This window comes from Acidithiobacillus ferriphilus (genome assembly GCF_028215975.1).
In the GTDB taxonomy this organism is placed as follows: domain Bacteria; phylum Pseudomonadota; class Gammaproteobacteria; order Acidithiobacillales; family Acidithiobacillaceae; genus Acidithiobacillus; species Acidithiobacillus ferriphilus.
Genome location: NZ_CP116458.1, coordinates 160,371 through 177,875 on the forward strand (window position 1 = coordinate 160,371; position 17,505 = coordinate 177,875).

At 58.5% G+C, this 17,505-nt stretch carries 9 protein-coding genes; 3 read left to right on the forward strand and 6 right to left on the reverse strand.

The genetic code is table 11. The features are described 5' to 3' along the window. The first annotated feature begins 5 nt into the window (after positions 1–5). The 3 genes from PJU76_RS00770 to PJU76_RS00780 all read left to right on the forward strand — a co-directional run bounded on the left by PJU76_RS00770 (position 6) and on the right by PJU76_RS00780 (position 5,898). Positions 6–2,405, forward strand: a complete 2,400-nt coding sequence (locus PJU76_RS00770) for a TonB-dependent receptor (protein ID WP_271780067.1) — start codon at positions 6–8, stop codon at positions 2,403–2,405. Between the two features lie 282 nt (positions 2,406–2,687). Continuing rightward, positions 2,688–5,087 (forward strand): TonB-dependent receptor, encoded by a 2,400-nt coding sequence (locus tag PJU76_RS00775; RefSeq protein WP_271780068.1) that lies wholly within the window; start codon positions 2,688–2,690, stop codon positions 5,085–5,087. Between the two features lie 232 nt (positions 5,088–5,319). After that, positions 5,320–5,898, forward strand: coding sequence for a cytochrome b/b6 domain-containing protein (locus PJU76_RS00780; protein WP_271780069.1), 579 nt, complete (start codon positions 5,320–5,322; stop codon positions 5,896–5,898). Between the two features lie 871 nt (positions 5,899–6,769). Here PJU76_RS00780 and PJU76_RS00785 read toward each other — a convergent pair. From PJU76_RS00785 to PJU76_RS00810, 6 genes are read right to left on the reverse strand one after another with little or no spacing between them, the layout of a single operon-like run. After that, positions 6,770–6,952 carry a hypothetical protein gene (locus tag PJU76_RS00785; protein ID WP_271780070.1) on the reverse strand — a complete coding sequence of 61 codons (183 nt, stop codon included), beginning with the start codon at positions 6,950–6,952 and terminating at the stop codon, positions 6,770–6,772. Continuing rightward, positions 6,949–8,889 (reverse strand): exodeoxyribonuclease V subunit alpha, encoded by a 1,941-nt coding sequence (gene recD, locus PJU76_RS00790; RefSeq protein ID WP_271780071.1) that lies wholly within the window; start codon positions 8,887–8,889, stop codon positions 6,949–6,951. The genes PJU76_RS00785 and recD overlap by 4 nt, the downstream gene beginning before the upstream one ends. Before the next feature lie 8 nt (positions 8,890–8,897). Continuing rightward, a complete protein-coding gene (recB, locus tag PJU76_RS00795; protein WP_271780072.1) occupies positions 8,898–12,509 on the reverse strand; it encodes an exodeoxyribonuclease V subunit beta in 3,612 nt (1,203 codons plus the stop codon). Further along, positions 12,491–15,883, reverse strand: coding sequence for an exodeoxyribonuclease V subunit gamma (gene recC, locus PJU76_RS00800; RefSeq protein WP_271780073.1), 3,393 nt, complete (start codon positions 15,881–15,883; stop codon positions 12,491–12,493). Before recC ends, recB begins: the two co-directional genes overlap by 19 nt. Further along, on the reverse strand, positions 15,880–16,671 hold the full coding sequence (locus PJU76_RS00805) for an HvfC family RiPP maturation protein (protein WP_271780074.1): 792 nt from the start codon (positions 16,669–16,671) through the stop codon (positions 15,880–15,882). The genes recC and PJU76_RS00805 overlap by 4 nt, the downstream gene beginning before the upstream one ends. Further along, positions 16,658–17,500, reverse strand: coding sequence for an HvfB family MNIO-type RiPP peptide maturase (locus tag PJU76_RS00810; RefSeq protein WP_271780075.1), 843 nt, complete (start codon positions 17,498–17,500; stop codon positions 16,658–16,660). Before PJU76_RS00810 ends, PJU76_RS00805 begins: the two co-directional genes overlap by 14 nt. Positions 17,501–17,505 lie beyond the last annotated feature (5 nt).

Sequence of the window (17,505 nt, forward strand, 5' to 3'; positions counted from 1 at the left end):
ACGAGATGTACAAGAAACTGCCGCTAAAACCTCTGCTGGTGGCTATTGCCGCCACGGGCGCACTGAACATTACCGCCATGCCTGCAGCTCAAGCCGGGGCCACTGCACCAACCACTTCTGCTCCCACTCATGGCGCGATTAATGTTGGGCGGGTATCTGCCGGACTGGCATTGAATACACTCAATAAAGTACCCACCAAAAAGGAAGTCTTCGAGTCCACACAATCCGTCAAGGTGATTGGTAAGAAACAAATGGAGACCGCCGGACCTGCGGGGGGTGCTGGCCAAGCACTGGCGGTCGCCCCTGGCGTGAACACACAAACCGACTCGCCCGCCGGATCTTCCAGAACAACGATCAGTATTAACGGCATGAAGACGGGGTGGAGCAATATCGCCGGCAATGCAAATGACGGCACGGTCATGGTCACCTTTGATGGCGTCCCCATGGTCGACCCCGCGTATGGCGTGTGGGGCTCTCCAGAGGTGCCACAGATGTCCATGATCAAGGGTATTGCCGTCACTTATGGCCCTGGGTATCCGATGAATCGTTGGTTCAACAATATCGGGGGATCCATTAACTTTATTCCATTACAACCTACCGCAAAAGCGGGCGCCAGTATCGGAGGATTCTACGGCAGCTTCAATACGCGTGGCGTGCACTTTAATGTACGCACCGGCAACATAGATGGTTGGTCGGCCATTATAGCGGGAGGTATGACAAGCGCCGGCAACTACCTGAACGGATATGGATTTAACAATCCAAGCAATAATTACGCCTATTTTGCGAAAGTCATAAAAAAATTCCATGGCGGTCATTTCAGCTTTGGTGCATATGCCGCCAGAGGGGTCTCATATCGACCATTGGGTATCCCTGTTTCCCCCAATTCCAATGTCACCGTTAACGGGACAGACGCCAATGGAAACCCAATCCCTGGGCCTATTTACAGCCAGCAGACCACGGGGTTTTATACAACGTTGCCTTATTCCGAATACTGGAAGGAGGCGTTCAATACCAGCTATATTCTGTACTCGAAGTTTTTTGACCACTTGTCGCGCGATCTGACCCTGCACAATCTGTTATGGTATCGTCATGGTTCGCGCGAGCACCTGCACTATAACTACTATACTGGCGGGAATAGCAATGTTGCCATGAACCAATACTACCTGGCAAAGTCAGATACCTATGGCGACAAACTGTACTTTACCGACCGCTTGCCATGGAATACGGTTTCTTTTGGTGGCTATTTCATCAACAACAAATTCAATTCGCTCCTCGAATTTTACAATCCTACACAGGCTGGCCCCATAAATGGAGCACAGGTATATGGCAGTCTTGCGGTACCTAATGGGGACTCTCATAGCTCCTATATGTATATGACTGACCTGGCAGCTTTCATTCAGGATGATATACAACCCGTCAGCAATGTACGCATCACCCCAGGATTGCGGGTAGTGACGTTCAACACCAATTTTGTCAACAATGAAGCGGCCCAGTTCCCCCTCAATGGGTATAACAATGGCGTTAATTCATATGGTACCAGCGGGGATCGTCAGCCTAATTCATCCACCAACTTCACGGACGTGGAACCATCGATCGGCGCCAATTGGCAAATCACCCCGAATGTCGCGGTTTATGCCAATTACTCCACCGCATATAAAGCGCCGGCTGGGGCAACCGGAACCTATGCGCATATGCTGGCGTCTTCACTGAAGCCGCAATCTTCGTCGCAGTATCAGTTCGGTGTCAAAGCCTATGTACCCCATGATGGGATCCTCAACGATGCTTCGTTCGGCGCCAATTATTATCACTTGAATGACACCAACGAGATCATCCCCATCCCCGTGGTAAGCCATCTGTATAGTGAGTTCGCATCAGGATCGTCGACATTTAGCGGGGTAAACCTGTATTTCGACGATGACCCATTGTATAATATACATGTTTTTTCTAATCTCAGTTTTGAAAAGGCCGTGTATTCACATTATGTGAATTCGCATGGGGTTTCCTACGATGGGATGCCGGTATCCGATGTCCCTGCACAGACGGCGAACATTGGCGCTTATTACCAGTGGTACCATGCCGGAGTGGTTTATGAGCCCAGAATATGGTGGCAATACACCGGTGCCCAGAATATCTATAATAACAACACCGGGGCACCAACCAACCAGAAGTTGCCTGCTTTTGGCATTTGGAATGCGGCGTTGAGAATGAATATTGGGCATCAATATCTGTTTGCTGGCTTGCACAAGCTATCAGTGAACGTGGATGTGTTGAACTTGCTCAACAAGCAATATAACAGTTATCAATACATCTCCAGCGGTGGCTATTATGGCGTAGCCGGCCAGATGTTAGCGGATCCGGGTATGCCCCGGGCGGTTTATGTCAGTCTTGAAGGGCATTTTGCGTAGACGACGCCATGCTCAATTATGGCCAGGTTTGATTTTCATGCTTAGCAGTGCTTGTTGGCAACTATCTGATAGTTAAATTTCTTTATGGCATCACGAAGCAATACGGTTAACCGGGGCGAAAAATTTCTTCGCCTCGGTTTTTAGATGTCTGAATGTCATATTATGGTCATTGTAGCGTAATATGAGTGTCATAATTCTCCTGTAGTATTTTGTTTGTTGCATGAGCAACATGGCGGCATCACATGAATCTTATGCGAGCAACTTTTTACACAGGAGCCAAAAATGAGTCAGCGGTTTTTTATTAACCCGTTATTGTTCGCAATGTGTACTGCGGGGGTTTGTACATTGAGTACCATAACAACAGCTTTTGGTGCCGACCCGGTGCCTGTAGGTAACGTTTATCAGGTGCAAAATGCGAGCAGTAAATCCACCAGTGTTGGTGAAGTGAGCGCTTCAGCAAACGCACTTTCTGATTCGGCCAAAGCGCTAGCCAGCACCGATGGTAAGCTGACGAAAAAGAAAATATTCAAATCCACCCAATCCCAGGCGGTACTCGGAAAGCGTGAAATCAAAGGGGTCGGGCCCGCCGCAGGATCTGCACAAGCGCTCTCTCTGGCACCCGGTATCGCTGTCCGTGGCTATGGTGGCATCGCATCGACCGCGCGTTATGAAATCGCCGTGCGCGGCGTGAAGGTCGGTTGGTCATCGGTGAATGGTGACGTCGAGCGCAATGGCTTGACGGTGCTGTTTGACGGGATCCCCATGAACAATTTGATTTCACACAATGGTGGTTGGGATTCCAACGAAATTCCGATTCTACAGATGATCCATGGCATCAACGTGACCTATGGTCCCGGAAATCCCGCCGGGCGATGGTTCGACAGTATCGGCGGTACCATCAACTTCGTACCGCTGCAGCCATCTGTAAAACCAAGCGCTGAAATAGGTACCTCGTTCGGAAGTAACGGCACGCTCGGCTACAACTTCGATCTCAAAACGGGGATGTATGATGGCTGGTCCGCTGTTCTGGCCGGAGGTTATACGAAAAACAACACCTTCCGCACGGGTTCGTTCAGTGCCCCAGCCCAGTCCTTTGCCTATTTTGGTAAGGCGGTGAAGACCTTCAGGCGTGGCACCTTCAGCCTCGGCGGTTATGTGGATAGCTCGCGTGAGTTCAGGCCTAATTTTATCCCGGTGACCCCCATACAGGGCATCACTACCCAGGGTCTGAACGCCAATGCACCTTTGTATAGTCAGCAGACCAGTGGATATTACGCATCACTGCCGGAGTCCATCTGGTTTAAGCAGTTGAAGGTACAAGACTACATGCTGTATTCCAAGCTGAATCTCCACCTCAGTAAAGATGTTACGCTACATGAGTTGGCGTGGTATCGCCATGGCCACCGGGTGCATTATCGCATCAATAATTATATACCAGGGAATAGCGCGAATTCCGAGTATTACAATCCGACATCAGACACCTATGGAGACAAGCTGTATTTTGACTGGCATCTGCCGATGAATCTCCTGAAAGCAGGTGGGTCATGGATTCACCAACAATTCACCACGCCCTATGCAGGATACAACACGCTTCTTGGCACCAGTCCGTCGTTTCCCGCCCAGTACAATAGCGATGTGCTGTATAACAACTATTTGACGGGCTTTATTCAAGACACGATCACGCCGTTTTCCGGCTTCAAGGTTACGCCGGGCATTGCTGCAGTCCAGTACCAAACCCAAATGTATAATAACGGGAACCAGGTATTCACCAATCTTCCTGCCGGCGCTCAGAATCAGACGCTGATCAATAGCTCTGCGGACACCATATCTGGCCTTGAACCCTCGGTCGGCGTCCGTTTTGCTCCGGTAAAGTGGGGTTCCGTATATGCCAGTTATGCCCAGTCTTATCAAAATCCCACGGACAATAATTTTGGGGCCTATAACAGCCACGGCGGCGGCATTGACTTCAATAGCTTGAAGCCGGTAAAAAGTACGGATTATGAAGTGGGCGCCAAGTTTATGGTGCGTAACTGGATGATGCTTCATAATTTCACATTCAACATCAACTACTACTATGATCATTTGGCCAATGAGACCATAGCGACCTACCTGACCAACATCGCCCAAACCAAATTTGCATCGGCGAACGCGGTGGTGAATGGCGTAAATGTCGCGATCGCCGACAATCCCTCCTGGAACTGGCACCTGTTCGCTAATCTGGCATTCAACCATTCGTACTATGCCTCATACACCCCGCAGGGTGGGGGTACGACGTTACATGGCGCCAATGTATCTTATAGCCCGGACCTTACCATGAGCGCGGGTATTGATTATCGGTACTACTATCATGGCTTTCTATTCTCCCCCCAGTTTGTGGATCAGTACACGAGTTCACAGTATCTCTTTAACAACGTGACCGGTGCGCCATCGCATCAGAAGCAGCCGGGATACAACGTCTCCAACCTTAGCCTTGGGATAAAAACAACCCGTTTGAATCAATACGTACCGACTCTGAAAGGCGTGAAGCTCTCTGTGGGGATATACAATCTTTTTGGCGCACGGTATAACCCCATTGAGTACATTACCAGTGGCGGGTATTTCGGCGGTAACAGTGCTGGTGCCATTCTGGCTGATCCGGGCGCTCCCCGGCAGTATTTTATGACAGTATCGGCTAAATTCTAAGTTATATTAATGCACTGCGTCCGGTGACGCGGTGCCTTTTGACAATTTATAGAGTCATAACCTGCCAGATGGTTTCTGCAATACTGGATGACAGTTAATCATTATATTTGTGATTTTTGGCAAAATGAAAAAACACTTTAATGATTGCAACATGCGACTTCACCTGTTAAGATTCGATCTGCAAATAATCAACCTCGTTTTATAATTTATATCATCAAATTACGGAGTTTTTATGTCTGAAGGTGTTCAAGAGTGGCCAAGAAGTACGCGATGGATACATGTGGGATTTGCACTGGTGGTGACTTTTCTGCTATTCAGCGAGCTCGACATGAAGGCCATATGGAAAAAGTTTGGCGAGCTTCCATTTCGGCACTTATTGTTTCATGCCCACATGTGGGTTGGCATGTTCGCCACGGTCATCGTTATCGCATTCTGGACCCAGGTTTTCTATAACAAAAGCATACGTTCACACCTTTTCCCGTACAGTGGCGAGTATCTAGAAAATATATGCAGGGATATAAAAGGGCTGGCGGATAGAAGGTTGCCACCCAGTGGAATGCGTGGCGGCTTACCGGGCATGATACATGGTCTCGGTTTGCTTGCCGTGACCGGTATGGCCTTCTTAGGGTTTATCATGTTTTTCTTGATTCCAAATTACGGAGTGGCGGCCCCCATAAGTTTCTACCAGATTCCCAAGAAACTGCATGATTTTCTTTCGTCATTTGTCTGGTTGTACTGGTGGGGTCATATCGGCATGGCCACGCTTCATGCCGCAAAATCTCCAGCCATTCTGCGCATATTCAGGCCATAGTGGGTTTCCCCAGGAATGCTCCGGTAGTCCCGGCCCTGGGGACGGTATAATAGAGTTCGGCCCGGCTTTTTCGCCGGGCCGAACTCGTCCGTCGTGTCACAGGGTAAAATTACTGGGTGTCCGTTTAAGCTGCCTAATGGTCGCCGCGATGATAATCTCGATGCTCATACTGCCGATCTTCTCTGTGTCGCTCACCATCTCTGTATCGGCGCTGATCACGGGATCTATAGTCTGAACGTTGGCCATAGTAGGCCTGTGGAGTCATATAGTAACCAGGAGCATAATTCTGGTCGTCAGCAAGCGCGCTGTGGGCAACGAAGAATGTGAGCCCCAGGAACAATAACGGCGTTGTCAATAGATATTTTTTCATAGGATTCCATATGTTGAAGAAAAGAGGCGTTAACAATGTCAGGCTGTCACTATTTAACGCATTGCACAGGATGGGTTGTAATCTCAGTCGTCTCCACCGTGATGCCACCCGCCGCGTCCTTCCCCGTAATGGCCGCCATAATAGCCGCCATACGGCGGAGCCACTATACATCCAGAAAGCATGGATGCGCCAACAAAAAATAACGCCGCCACATAAATTAACCGCCTATAGCGTTTCATGGTACCCATACAAGCTCCCTCCATGCAATGACTGAAAAAGTCGCATTGTGACGCTTTTTGCTAATAAAGCGTTCAGCAGTTCGCTTCATCCACGCGCCTGCCATGGCCCAATAAAACAATTAAGCAGGTTGAATGTCAAGTTATCAATTGGCCTTGCTGCAGGCTGTGATAATAGTAGATTCTTATGGTTTCCGGCGAAACGAAGCGGACCCTGAGAATTTTTGTTGAGGACAGTCCATTGGGAATTGAATTTATTAATACGTCAGACTCCTGACGACACAATAATTGGTAATGCCCAGCGCATTTCATCTTTGGCAGCCAGCGAATTGGTGGCCGGTCGCGCACCAGAAAACACCCGGATCATGACCAGGATGTTCGGCGACAAATCCAGCGTTTTTGGCGTCTTGCCCGGCAATATTGCCGAAATAATGCCGGTGACGTTCAACGTCTGGCGTTGCGCAAAGCCGCATGTAGCCCGCTCATGCGCCGCGTCTGGCGTTGAATGGCGTTTTCCAGGCGCGCACGGGGAGCGATGAGGGTGAAGCATGTGCGGGCCCGGGTGATGGCCGTGTAGAGCAGTTCGCGGCTAAGCACCGGGCTGTCTTCCGGCGGAAGGATAAGTACGGTGTGGGCGAACTCGGAGCCCTGCGCCTTGTGGACGGTCATGGCCCAGGCGCTTTCACTGTGGTTGAGACGGCTGGGCAGGATGGCGCGGGGCGGGTTGTCGCTGTTGGGAAAATAGACGCGCATACGCCTATCCGGGTCGGGCAGGGCGATGCCGATATCGCCATTGCTGAGGCCGAGGCCGGGGTCGTTGCGGGTGACGAGGGTGGGGCGGCCGACATACCAAAGGCCGTGGCTCTGCAAGATGCCCTGGCGTTGCAGATGGTCTTCAATGGCGCGGTTGATGCCGGTGACGCCCCAAGGGCCTTGGCGCAAGGCGCAGAGGATGCGGAAATCGGCATAGTCCTTGAGGATGGCCTTAACCCACGCGCCATGTTGTTGCGGGTCTTTTGGCGGCGGCTGCCCCGCCGCTTGCCAGACGCGGCCATAGGCGGTCTCGGTGCCGGCGAGATCCAGTATCTGGTGGATGGTGGGGGCGGATTGCCAGGCGAGGGTGCTGGTCTGCGCGCTTTGCAGGATGCGGATAGCGGTTTCGGGGTGACTGCCGTGGACGGCATCCGCCAAAGCGGCGATTTCGGCATTGAAGCGGTGACTGCGTTGCAAGCGGACGATGCTTGATGCAAGGGGGCTGGTGCTGCTGTCGTTGGGCTGCGGTGTGGCACCACAACTGGCCTGCAGATAGTGGCAGGTCTCGGCATCGTACATACCGCTGCCTTGGCAGATCTCGGCCAGCACGGCGCCCGCTTCGACGGAGGCGAGCTGGTCCTGGTCGCCGAGGAGGATGAGGCGGGCCGTGGGCGGCAGAGCGCGGAGCAGGGCGGCCATCATCTCTTGATGGATCATGGAGGCTTCATCCACCACCAGTACGTCGAGTTCGAGGGGGTTGGCGGCGTCATGGCGAAAGCGACGACTTTCGGGACGGGCGCCGAGCAGGCTATGCAGGGTACGCGCCGGACGCAGGCGGGCGAAGGCGGCAGCCATGTCGGGTATCCGGCCCAGTTGCGGAAGAGTGCTGACCGCGCTCTGCAGGGACTCGTCGATGCGCACGGCGGCCTTGCCGGTGGGGGCGGCGAGGACGATGCGCAGGGGGGTGCTGCTGGTCGCCATGAGCAAGGCCATGAAGCGGGCTGCGGTGTAGGTTTTGCCGGTGCCGGGGCCGCCGGTGATGATGCCGAAGTGACCGCGCAGGGCAAGGGCGCAGGCGATTTTTTGCCAGGGGGGTTCGTTGCGGGGGGCGTCAGGCGCGGGGAAAAGTTGCTCCAGCCAGGGTCTTAAGACCTCGGGGTTGGCGGTATCGACGACACGCTGTTGGACACGCTGGCGCAGTGTTTCGGCGATGAATTGCTGGTCGCGCCAGTAGCGGCGCAAATAAAGGCGGGCGGCGCTGAGGACCAGGGGTGTTTCTGCGCCGTTTGCCGGGTCGGATGTGTTGCGCTCGGTGACCTGCACGCATAGGCTCTGGGCGAGGGTTTCTGTCCATGCGGCGGCATGGGGCCAGTCACCGAGCACGGTTGCCAGCGTGGCGAGCTCCGGCGCGGGCCAGTCCAGGAGGCGTTCGGGCGCGCTGAGGAAGTCGTCTAGCGCGACGCAGGTGTGCCCCTCCCCCTCGAGGCGCGCCAGGAGGGCACCCGCCAAGGGTAGGAGGGCCGGGGCCTGCGGGTCCAGGCGGATGAGGAACTGCGCAAAGGCGAGGTCGAGGGGGCGTAGCCAACCTTCCTCAGTCCAGATGCGGAGTTGGTCCATCATGGTTGAGGTCATGGGCTTACTCATGGCTGGGCTATACGCTGCGGCAGGCCGAACAGACCGTCGAGGGCGTCGAGCAGGGCGAGATCGGCGGGAAGATGGAGCATGCCTTGCTCCGGTCCTCGCAGTCCGCGCAGGAAAAAGAAAAGGGTACCGCCGAGCTGCGTTGCGGGCCGGTAGCTGTTGCCCATGCGCTGGCGCAGCAGACGGTGCAGGGCCAGTTGATAGAGGCTGGATTGCAACTCATAGCGATGGCCGAGAGTGGCGTCGCGCAGGGCTTCGGCGTGGTACTCCGCATCGCCGCCGCCGAGGGCGTTGGATTTGTAGTCGAGGACGTAATAGCGTCCGGCATGGCTGAAAACCAGATCCATGAAGCCGCGCATCATGCCGTGGATGACGCGCTGGGGGAGTTTGGGGCGCTCTGCGCCGGGGAAAATGTGTTGTTTGCAGAGCCTGTCCAGATCATCGCTGCGCAGGGCGTCGCTGGGAAACCAGAAGGCCATTTCACTTTGATAATCCGTAAGGTCGTGGAGGGTTGCCGTCAGGGGAGCGAGAGGGCTGTGGACGATGGCTTGCAGCCATTCGGCGGTTTCCTCGGCCCAATTGCTCAGGTCGGCTTGCGTACAGGCCTTGTGCAATCGTTCGGCAACGAGGTCCTGACTGGTCTGGGCAAAGCCGTTCTGGGCGAGGTGTTGCAGTTGGTCGTGGAGAAAGCTGCCGGCATTCCTGCCTTGCGGGTAGCGATGCCAGGGAGCGCCGGTCCGCGCGCGCCGGGGTGTCGGTGGCGCCGATGGGTCGGCCGCGAGATCGCGCACCAGATGGGAGAAGCTGGCGACGCCCCAGTGCTTCTCGAAGCTGGCGGTATATTCCGCAGGCGGATCAAGGGTGTTGTTGCAGTGCTGCACGGCCAGCGTCGTGGGGATGTCGTTCGTGAGCGTCTCGACGCGGATTTCGGGGGAAAGTCGGGCGCAGTCTTCGAGCAAGGTGGCGAGATCACGGGCGGGGCGTTCGCTGCCCAGCAGGTGGGCGATGGCGCTGCGTGCAAAAATCGGCGTTCCCGCGTTCTTTGGTGCGGCGAGACCCAGCCAGAGGGCGTGTTCGGCGCGGGTGAGGGCGACGTAGAGGAGGCGGAGATCTTCCTGCAGTCGTGCCCTTTCTGCGGCTGCCGTGTCGCCGCTTTCCCAACGGATGGCGGGCTGCCCTTCGGCGCTGTGCGTGACGGTGAACGGACTGGCTCTGGCCGCCTTGCTGGTGGCGATGAAGGGCAGGAATACCAGCGGATATTGCAGGCCTTTGGCGGCGTGGATGGTGACTACGCGCAACAGCTCGGCATCGCTCTCCAGGCGCAAGATGTGGGCGCCGCTCTGATCACTCCCGGCCGCGATGGCCTCGCGCAGGTGGCGGATGAGGGCTTCGGGGCCGTCGAGGGTGGCGCTGGCCTGCTGCAGGAGTTCGCCGAGGTGGAGCAGATTGGTGAGGCGGCGTTCGCCCTCGGGCTGCGTCAGCAAGCGGGCGGCGATACCGAACTGGTGGATGCCGTGGTGGAGCATGGCCAGCACGCCCTGCCGCCGCCATTGCCGGGACAGGTCCTGGAATCGCTCCAGTTGCGCCTCCCAGGCGGCTTCGTCCTGATTAAAGGCATCCAGGGCGTTCAGGGTCTGTCTCAGCAGCGGCAGGGCGAGGGCGACGCGCAGGCGGCGGGCATCTTCGGGTTCGGCGACGGCTTCCAGCCAGAGGAGCAGTTCGCGGGCCTCCTCACTGGCATAGACGGAATCCTGCGCCGAGAGAAAGACGCTGCGTAACTGACGGCGGTTGAGGGCCTGACGGATGCTGGCGGCTTCATGGCGGTCGCGGACGAGGATGGCGATGTCTTTGGGCTGGACAGGCTTTGGATCTTTTCCATCTGCGGCGAAACCCGCGGTTGGGTCGGCGAGCAGGGTGGCGATGCATTCCGCTGTTTGCTCGCTCAGCAGCGCCTTGTAATGGTCCTTGGTGAGTGACTCCGTTGCCGCCCAGAAGGTGAGCGCCGGGGCGGGCTGTCCGGCTGTTTGCCAGTGTTTTTCGTGACCATGGGCCTGCACCGGCTGATAGGGGAGCGGGTTGTCGGCGCCCGGTGCCGCATGGGCAAAAGCGCCTTGAGGGTCGTCGTGTTCGGCGGCGGTATAGAGGGTATTAAGGGCGCTGACCAGTGCGTGGCTGGAGCGATAATTGATGCCGAGCGCGTAGTGGCGGCCCTCGGTCAGGCGACGGGCTTGCAAATAACTGTCGATGTCGGCGCCGCGAAAGGCGTAGATGGATTGTTTGGGGTCACCGATGAGCAGAAGCAGGGTGTCGGGGTCGTTGTCGGCGGCATGGTAGATGTCGTCGAAGATCTGGTATTGCAGGGCGGAGGTATCCTGAAATTCGTCGATGAGGGCGGCGGGATATTTATGCCGCAGGCGGGCGGCGAGTGCCGGTCCCTGGGTTTTGTCGTGCAGTACCCCGGCGAGGCGCCGCTGATAGTCGGTAAAGCCGACCTGTCCGCTCTGGGCCTTGAGCTGGTTCAGCCGGGCGTTGATCCAGGCGGCGGCGTGGCTGCGGATAGCGCCGTGCAGTTGGGTGAACTGTTGAGCGATGACCTCTAATTCACTGAGCAGGGTATCCAGTAGCTCGGCAGCGGGGGGTGGGGTAATGCGCTTATCTTTATTGCAGTAGGACGGTAAATTGCTGGCGGTGAGACGTTGACACATGACCAGCTCGTCAGGGATCAGAATTTCTGGGTGGTCTGCCCAGCCTCGCAGCGCAGCGAGGGTCCTCGTGGCGATGGTTACGCTGATGCTTTTGCCGTTCAGCGGGTTGCTCGATTTCGGGCCTTGTAATATCCCCAGTAGCCATTCCGCAAACATATCATGTACCGCCGCCCATTGCGCCTTGAGGGCGGTGAGTTGCCGCCGGGGCGCGGTGACGGCAGCGGGCAGCCAGTCCGCCAGCGTAGATTTGGGGGCAGGCAGGGGCGGATCGAGTCTGCACAGGGTTTCTGTTTCTTGCCGGACCTTATCGGGGCTGGAAAAGAGCTGGATGACCTCACTGAGGGTGGGTTTGCTCAGCGGATAGATTTCCTGCCGCCAGAAATCGCGCACGGCGTCGTTGCGCAGATCCGTTTCATCCAGGAGCAGCGTTTCGCGGAAATCGCTGCCGGTGGCAAAGGCGTGTTCGCGCAGGGTGCGCTGGCACCAGGCATCAATGGTGAAAATGGCGCTGTCATCCATGGCATCGGCGGCGAGGACCAGTCGGTGCGCGGCTTGGGCGCGGGTCTTGGGGTTGGAGTAGTCGGCCAACAGCCTTTCGAGAAAGGGGTCCGGCGGTGTCGCGTGGTCTGAACCGAGGAAATATCGGGCGGCACTTTGCAGGCGGTCGCGAATACGCTCCTTGAGCTCCTGGGTGGCGGCGCGAGTGAAGGTCATCACCAGAATATCTTCGGGCAGGAGGTCGCGTGCGAAGCGCTCATCCTCTGCGCCGTGTCCAAGGATCAGGCGCAGGTAGAGGGCGGCGATGGTCCAGGTTTTGCCGGTACCGGCGCTGGCCTCAATCAGGCGGCTGCCGCGCAGGGGCAAGCGCAGAGGGTCGAGGATCGTGGTCATGGGTGCGCCCGCCATTCCAGGGTTTCCAGCCAGTCGGCGAAGGGGCGGTAGAGGGCTTCGGCATAGTCAGCGAAGCCGCGCTGCCGGGACCCAATGCGGGCGCTGCTGAGGGTGGCGAAGTCGGGGTAATCGCGGAACAGGCTGAGGTCTTTCTGGGCTTCGCCAGACAGGCGGTCACTGCCGTCGTAAATCAGAGCCGGGTTTTTACCTTGCAGGCTGACGAGGGCGGTTTTGAGGGTGACCGGCAAGGGCTGGCAGAGGCCTTCCTGCCAGAGACCCAGCAGATCGTCCAGTGCGACCCTGGCATCCAGTTGCAGCGGCGCGGCGCGGATAAGCACATCCCGGCCCACAACGATGCCACCGCAGCGCAGGCCGATGGCGCTGGCCAGCAATTGCTGGAGCCAGAGGATGGCGAGTTTATCCCCTTCTGGTTTTTTGCTGTCTTTATTCAGCAGGCGACTGGCGCGGAGCTGGATGCAGGCGCGGTCTCCCGCGTTGTTTTGGTGCAGGGCAGGTAACCAGTCCTCCAGCAATATCTGGCCGTGGGCATGGGTAATAGCCTGTCGTTGTGGCGCCGCAGTCCACTCCGCGCTGACCCCCCGCCAGGCGGTAAGGACGGGGGTGACGTCGTCGAGCAGCGCGGTCGCGGTTCTCGCCGCCATGCCGGCGAGGGGATACTGACCACTGCGCCGCTGTGCTCGCACCCTTTCGGCAACGCGGTCAGGGCCGTTTCTTTCCGCGGCGCTGAGCAGGTCTTCGAGCAGGTGATAGGTTTCAAGGCCGTTGAGGGTGAAGGGTTCGTCGTCTTCCTCTGCCAAGTCTTCTTCGTTGAAGTCCGTGCGCAGGCGTTGCCGGTAAAAGGCGCGTGCGGGCCGGCGGAAAAACTCCAGCAGTTCGCGGATGCTGCGGGGAGCGGGCTCGGCAGGCTTGGGGAGCGCGGTGTCTTCCGCGGCGCTGTGCGGAGATGGATACCACTCGCGGGCCCAGGTGCGTAGTCCAGGTTTGCCGAGCAGATATTCCAGGCTGAAGGGCTGTAAGGGATGCGCGAAAGTGCGCTTTTCCAGGGACAGCGGCCAGCCATCGCGAATGACGTCCCGCAACTGCGCCACCAGCAGAGAGGGCGCCCTATCGTGGTTATTGCGCTGATCCTTTCCGGCCCAACTGATATAGAGTTCCCGTCGGGCGGCAAGGAGGGCTTCCAGCATCAGGTAGCGATCGTCATCGCGGCGGGAGCGGTCGCCGGGGCGGGCCATGCCGGGCAGGGCCATGAGATCGAAGTCCAGGCGGGGACTACGCCGGGGGTAGTCGCCCTCGTTCATGCCGAGCAGGCAGACCAGCGGGTAGGGCACCGCGCGCATAGGCAGGAGGGTGCAAAAGGTGACGCCACCGCCGAGAAAACTGCGCCCCAGATCCGGCGCATCCAGCATTTCCAGCCAGGCGCCGCGAAACACGGCGAGGGGGAGTACTTCGTTAAAATCTGCCGCCGCGCAATCCGCCTGCCATTGACGCAGGACCTCTTCCAGGTTTTGCAGGAGGACTTCGTCGTCGTCATCGCTGGCGCTGAAAAAGTCCATGAGCAGGGCGCGAGCCGCTTCGCCCCAGTGCTCCGGTATCAGGGACTCGGCCAAAACATGCTGCCAGTGTTCCAGCCTCTCCAGCAATTGACTGAGGGGGCCGAGGAGCGCGGCGTCCAGCCCGCCCACCTCGCCGTAGGCCTCGATGTCGGCGAAATGGCTGTCGTCGCCGTTGGCATAACCGAGACAGAGGCGTTGCAGGGCAAATTCGCCACTGTTCTGGGGACCGCAATGGGGCAGGCCCAGGGCGGCGCGTTGTTCCGCCGAGAGGCCCCAGCGCCAGCCGGCGCCTGCCAGCCAGTGCTGCACGATGGGCAGGTCTTCCAGTTCCAGAGCAAAGCGGCGGCGCAGGGCGGGGCAGTTGAGGAGATCGCGGATTTCGCTTTGCCGGCAGCGCTGTTCGGGCAAATGCAGCAGCCAGTCCAGGGCCTGGAGCAAGGGCTGTTCGTCGCGGGCTTGCAAGTCGACGATGTGGTAGGGAATGTAACGCTTATCCTTCCGATCATACTGGTCGAAGGTGGCGCGGATGAGGGGTGCAAAACTACCGATCTCCGGCACCATGACGATCACGTCGCGGGGCTGTAGCTTGCCAGTGGCGAAGCGGTCCAGCAGTTGATCGTGGAGAATTTGCACCTCGCGCAGGGCGCTGTGGGCGATATGGAAGACCACGGAGTGATCGTTATCGTCCAGCGCGGTGCAGGTTTCCGGCCTGATGCCCTCCAGATCACGGATTTGCACCTGCAACTGGCGCAGGAGGGGGCCGCCCTGATCTTCGCTGAAGAGGTCGATGCGCGGGATGTCCATCCGTTGCCGCAGCGCTGCCGTTTCATCGAACTGGTCCAGCAGATTGAGAAAATCCCGGCCCTGACGGCCCCAGGCCGCGAGCAGGGGATTGCTTTCCACATGCAGATCTGCGGGCGCAACGGCCGACAGATCACGGTCGTTGCGCAACGCCTGGCGACGGCGTTCGCGCCGCAGCAATTCGCGTCCCGAGACGATATCGGCCCAGTGATAGCGACAGGGGTTGGGTACCGCGAGAATCACCTGCATCTGCTGCCCGAGCGCGGCCAGCGCCGTCAGGCTCTGCTCCGGCAGAGTGGCCGCCCCGAAGAGAATAACGCGGCGGGGCAACGGTGCAGCGGGGGGATGCCCGGCGTTCAGAGCCGCGAGAAACTGGTCATGCACCTGCGCCCGACCCGGTGCCTGAGCCTGTTCGCGGCATTGCAGGTCGTGCCGCAACGCCGACCAGAGCTGGGGTTGCCAACGCTGGTCGGTGGGCAAGGCCATACGTTCGCCATCGCCACGGCGCAGGGACGACTGGTCGGCGGCCCAGTCCGCCAGCCAGTCGCCGCGATAGACCTGGTACTGGTCGAAGAGGTCGGCGATTTGGGCGGCCATTTGCCAGCGCCGTTCCAATGCACCGCCAGGTCGTTGCGATTGCCCCAGAAAATGCCGCAGAGGGGCGAAATCGGGTTGGGGCAGCAATTCCGGCAAGAGCCGCATCAGTCGCCAGGTGAGGGGGGCCTTGTCCAGCGGCGAGCGGGCCGAGACGATGCCGGCGCCCAGCACCCGTCCATAGCTTTCCCAGAGAAAACGCCCCGGCAGGGCGACGCGCACCGCCGCACAGATGCCTTCATGGGCCGCCAGGGTCCATTGCAGCCACTCGGCGATGCCGTTGCTCTGGACGAGAAAGATTTCCTCTTCCAGCGGCCGCAACGGGTGCTCGCGCAGCCACTCCAGGACCGCGTCGCTGAGCCATTCCAGGCGGTCGCCGTGGAGGACGATAAAGCCCGGCTCGATTTCCGGGTGGCTCATGGAGGCGTAGGTATAGTGCCGAGAATGGCCCCTGCGGACCGCATCCGCTGCAGAAAGGCGCGAATGCTTGCCTCCAGGCTGCGCAGGTCCGTCGCTTGCTCCAACAGGCCGCACTCCTGCCACTGGGCGAAAAGGGTGGCACCGGGCATGGGCGTTTCGCGCAGTGTAGCGAAAAGGCGGAGACCAAGGGCATCGAGCACGATCATCTGCACGATATCCTCCGCATCACGATAGAGAAAGAGGGGGCTGGGCTCCGGTGCGAGCCCCGGCGCCGTGGTGAAGGACGGATCGAGAATCAGCCGTTGCACCGGGTAACGGTATTGTAGCAGGGCATGCACCGGATTCAGAATGGCGGTGCTGGTCCAGGGGTCGCCGTCGGGGTCGCATTGGGGAGGCAGATCGGTCTCGGCGATACCCAGGGTAAGCTCCAGCCATTCCAGATGGGCGAGTTCGAGGGCATAGGGGAGCGTTGCCGCAAGGTCTGCCTGCCGGGCAGACAGGTACGCGAGAAATTCGTCGGGTATCTGCCGGAAAAAGGGGCTGCGACAGGCGTGTTCGGCGATGAAGGTGTCTCGCCACGCCAGCCACTGCGCCTCACCCATCGCCCGTATCCAGAGGGGGAAGCAGGCTTGCAGAGCCGCCGCAAAATTGCCGACGAGCAGTTCGCGGTATAATTCCGCCGCCTGGAAATCGAAGTCCGCGGGGCAGTTCTGATCCGCGGGCGCGCGCAAATGCGCGGCGAGGGCCGTGGTCAGCGCCCGGTCACTGCCGGATTCAGGCTGCGCCACGAGCTTCCTGCACGGGGCGCACATTCTGGAGTTCCTCCAGAAGCCGGGGCAGGGGAGGAATCTGGTTATCCCATTCCAGCAGGGTGGGCAGGGGGCCGAAGATCTGTTCACTGCGGCGCAGCAGATCCCAGACCGGCGCCTCGACCGCCGCATCGTGGGTGTCGATGAGCCAGCCCTGCGGGTGCCGGGCATGGCCGGCAAGGTGCTGATAGACGATACGTCCGGCGGGTAACGCACGCAGAAAATCCGCCGCGTCGTAGTGGTGGTTGACGCTGTTGACGTAGAGGTTGTTGAGATCAAGGAGCAGGCGGCAATCCGCCTCTTCCAGCACGGCCAGCAAAAACTCCAGCTCGGTGAGCGCGCTATGGCGGAATCCGCCGTAGTAGGCGGTGTTTTCGATGATCAGCGGTATTTTCAGGAAGTCCTGCGCCTGACGGATGCGCCCCGCCACATGTTGTACCATCTCTTCGGTGAGGGGCAGGGGCAGCAGATCGTAAAGTTGGCCGTGGTCCGCACAGTAGGCGAGATGTTCGCTGTAATGGTGGATGCCATGCTCCGTCATAAAGCCCTGAACGGCCTCCAGCAGCGCCATGTCCAGCGGCGCTGGTCCGCCAATGGAGAGAGACAGCCCGTGGCAGATGAAGGGATGCTTTTCGGTCAGGGTACGGAGTTGGGTTGCCGGGCGGCCACCGAAATTAATCCAGTTCTCCGGGGCCAGTTCAAAAAAATCCACGCCGTGCTCCGGGGTGGCAAGGAGTTGCGGCAGGAATTCGCGGCGCAGGCCCAAACCAACCGCCTTATTGGCGGGTGTGCGGGGATTGCTGCTCAAAGCAG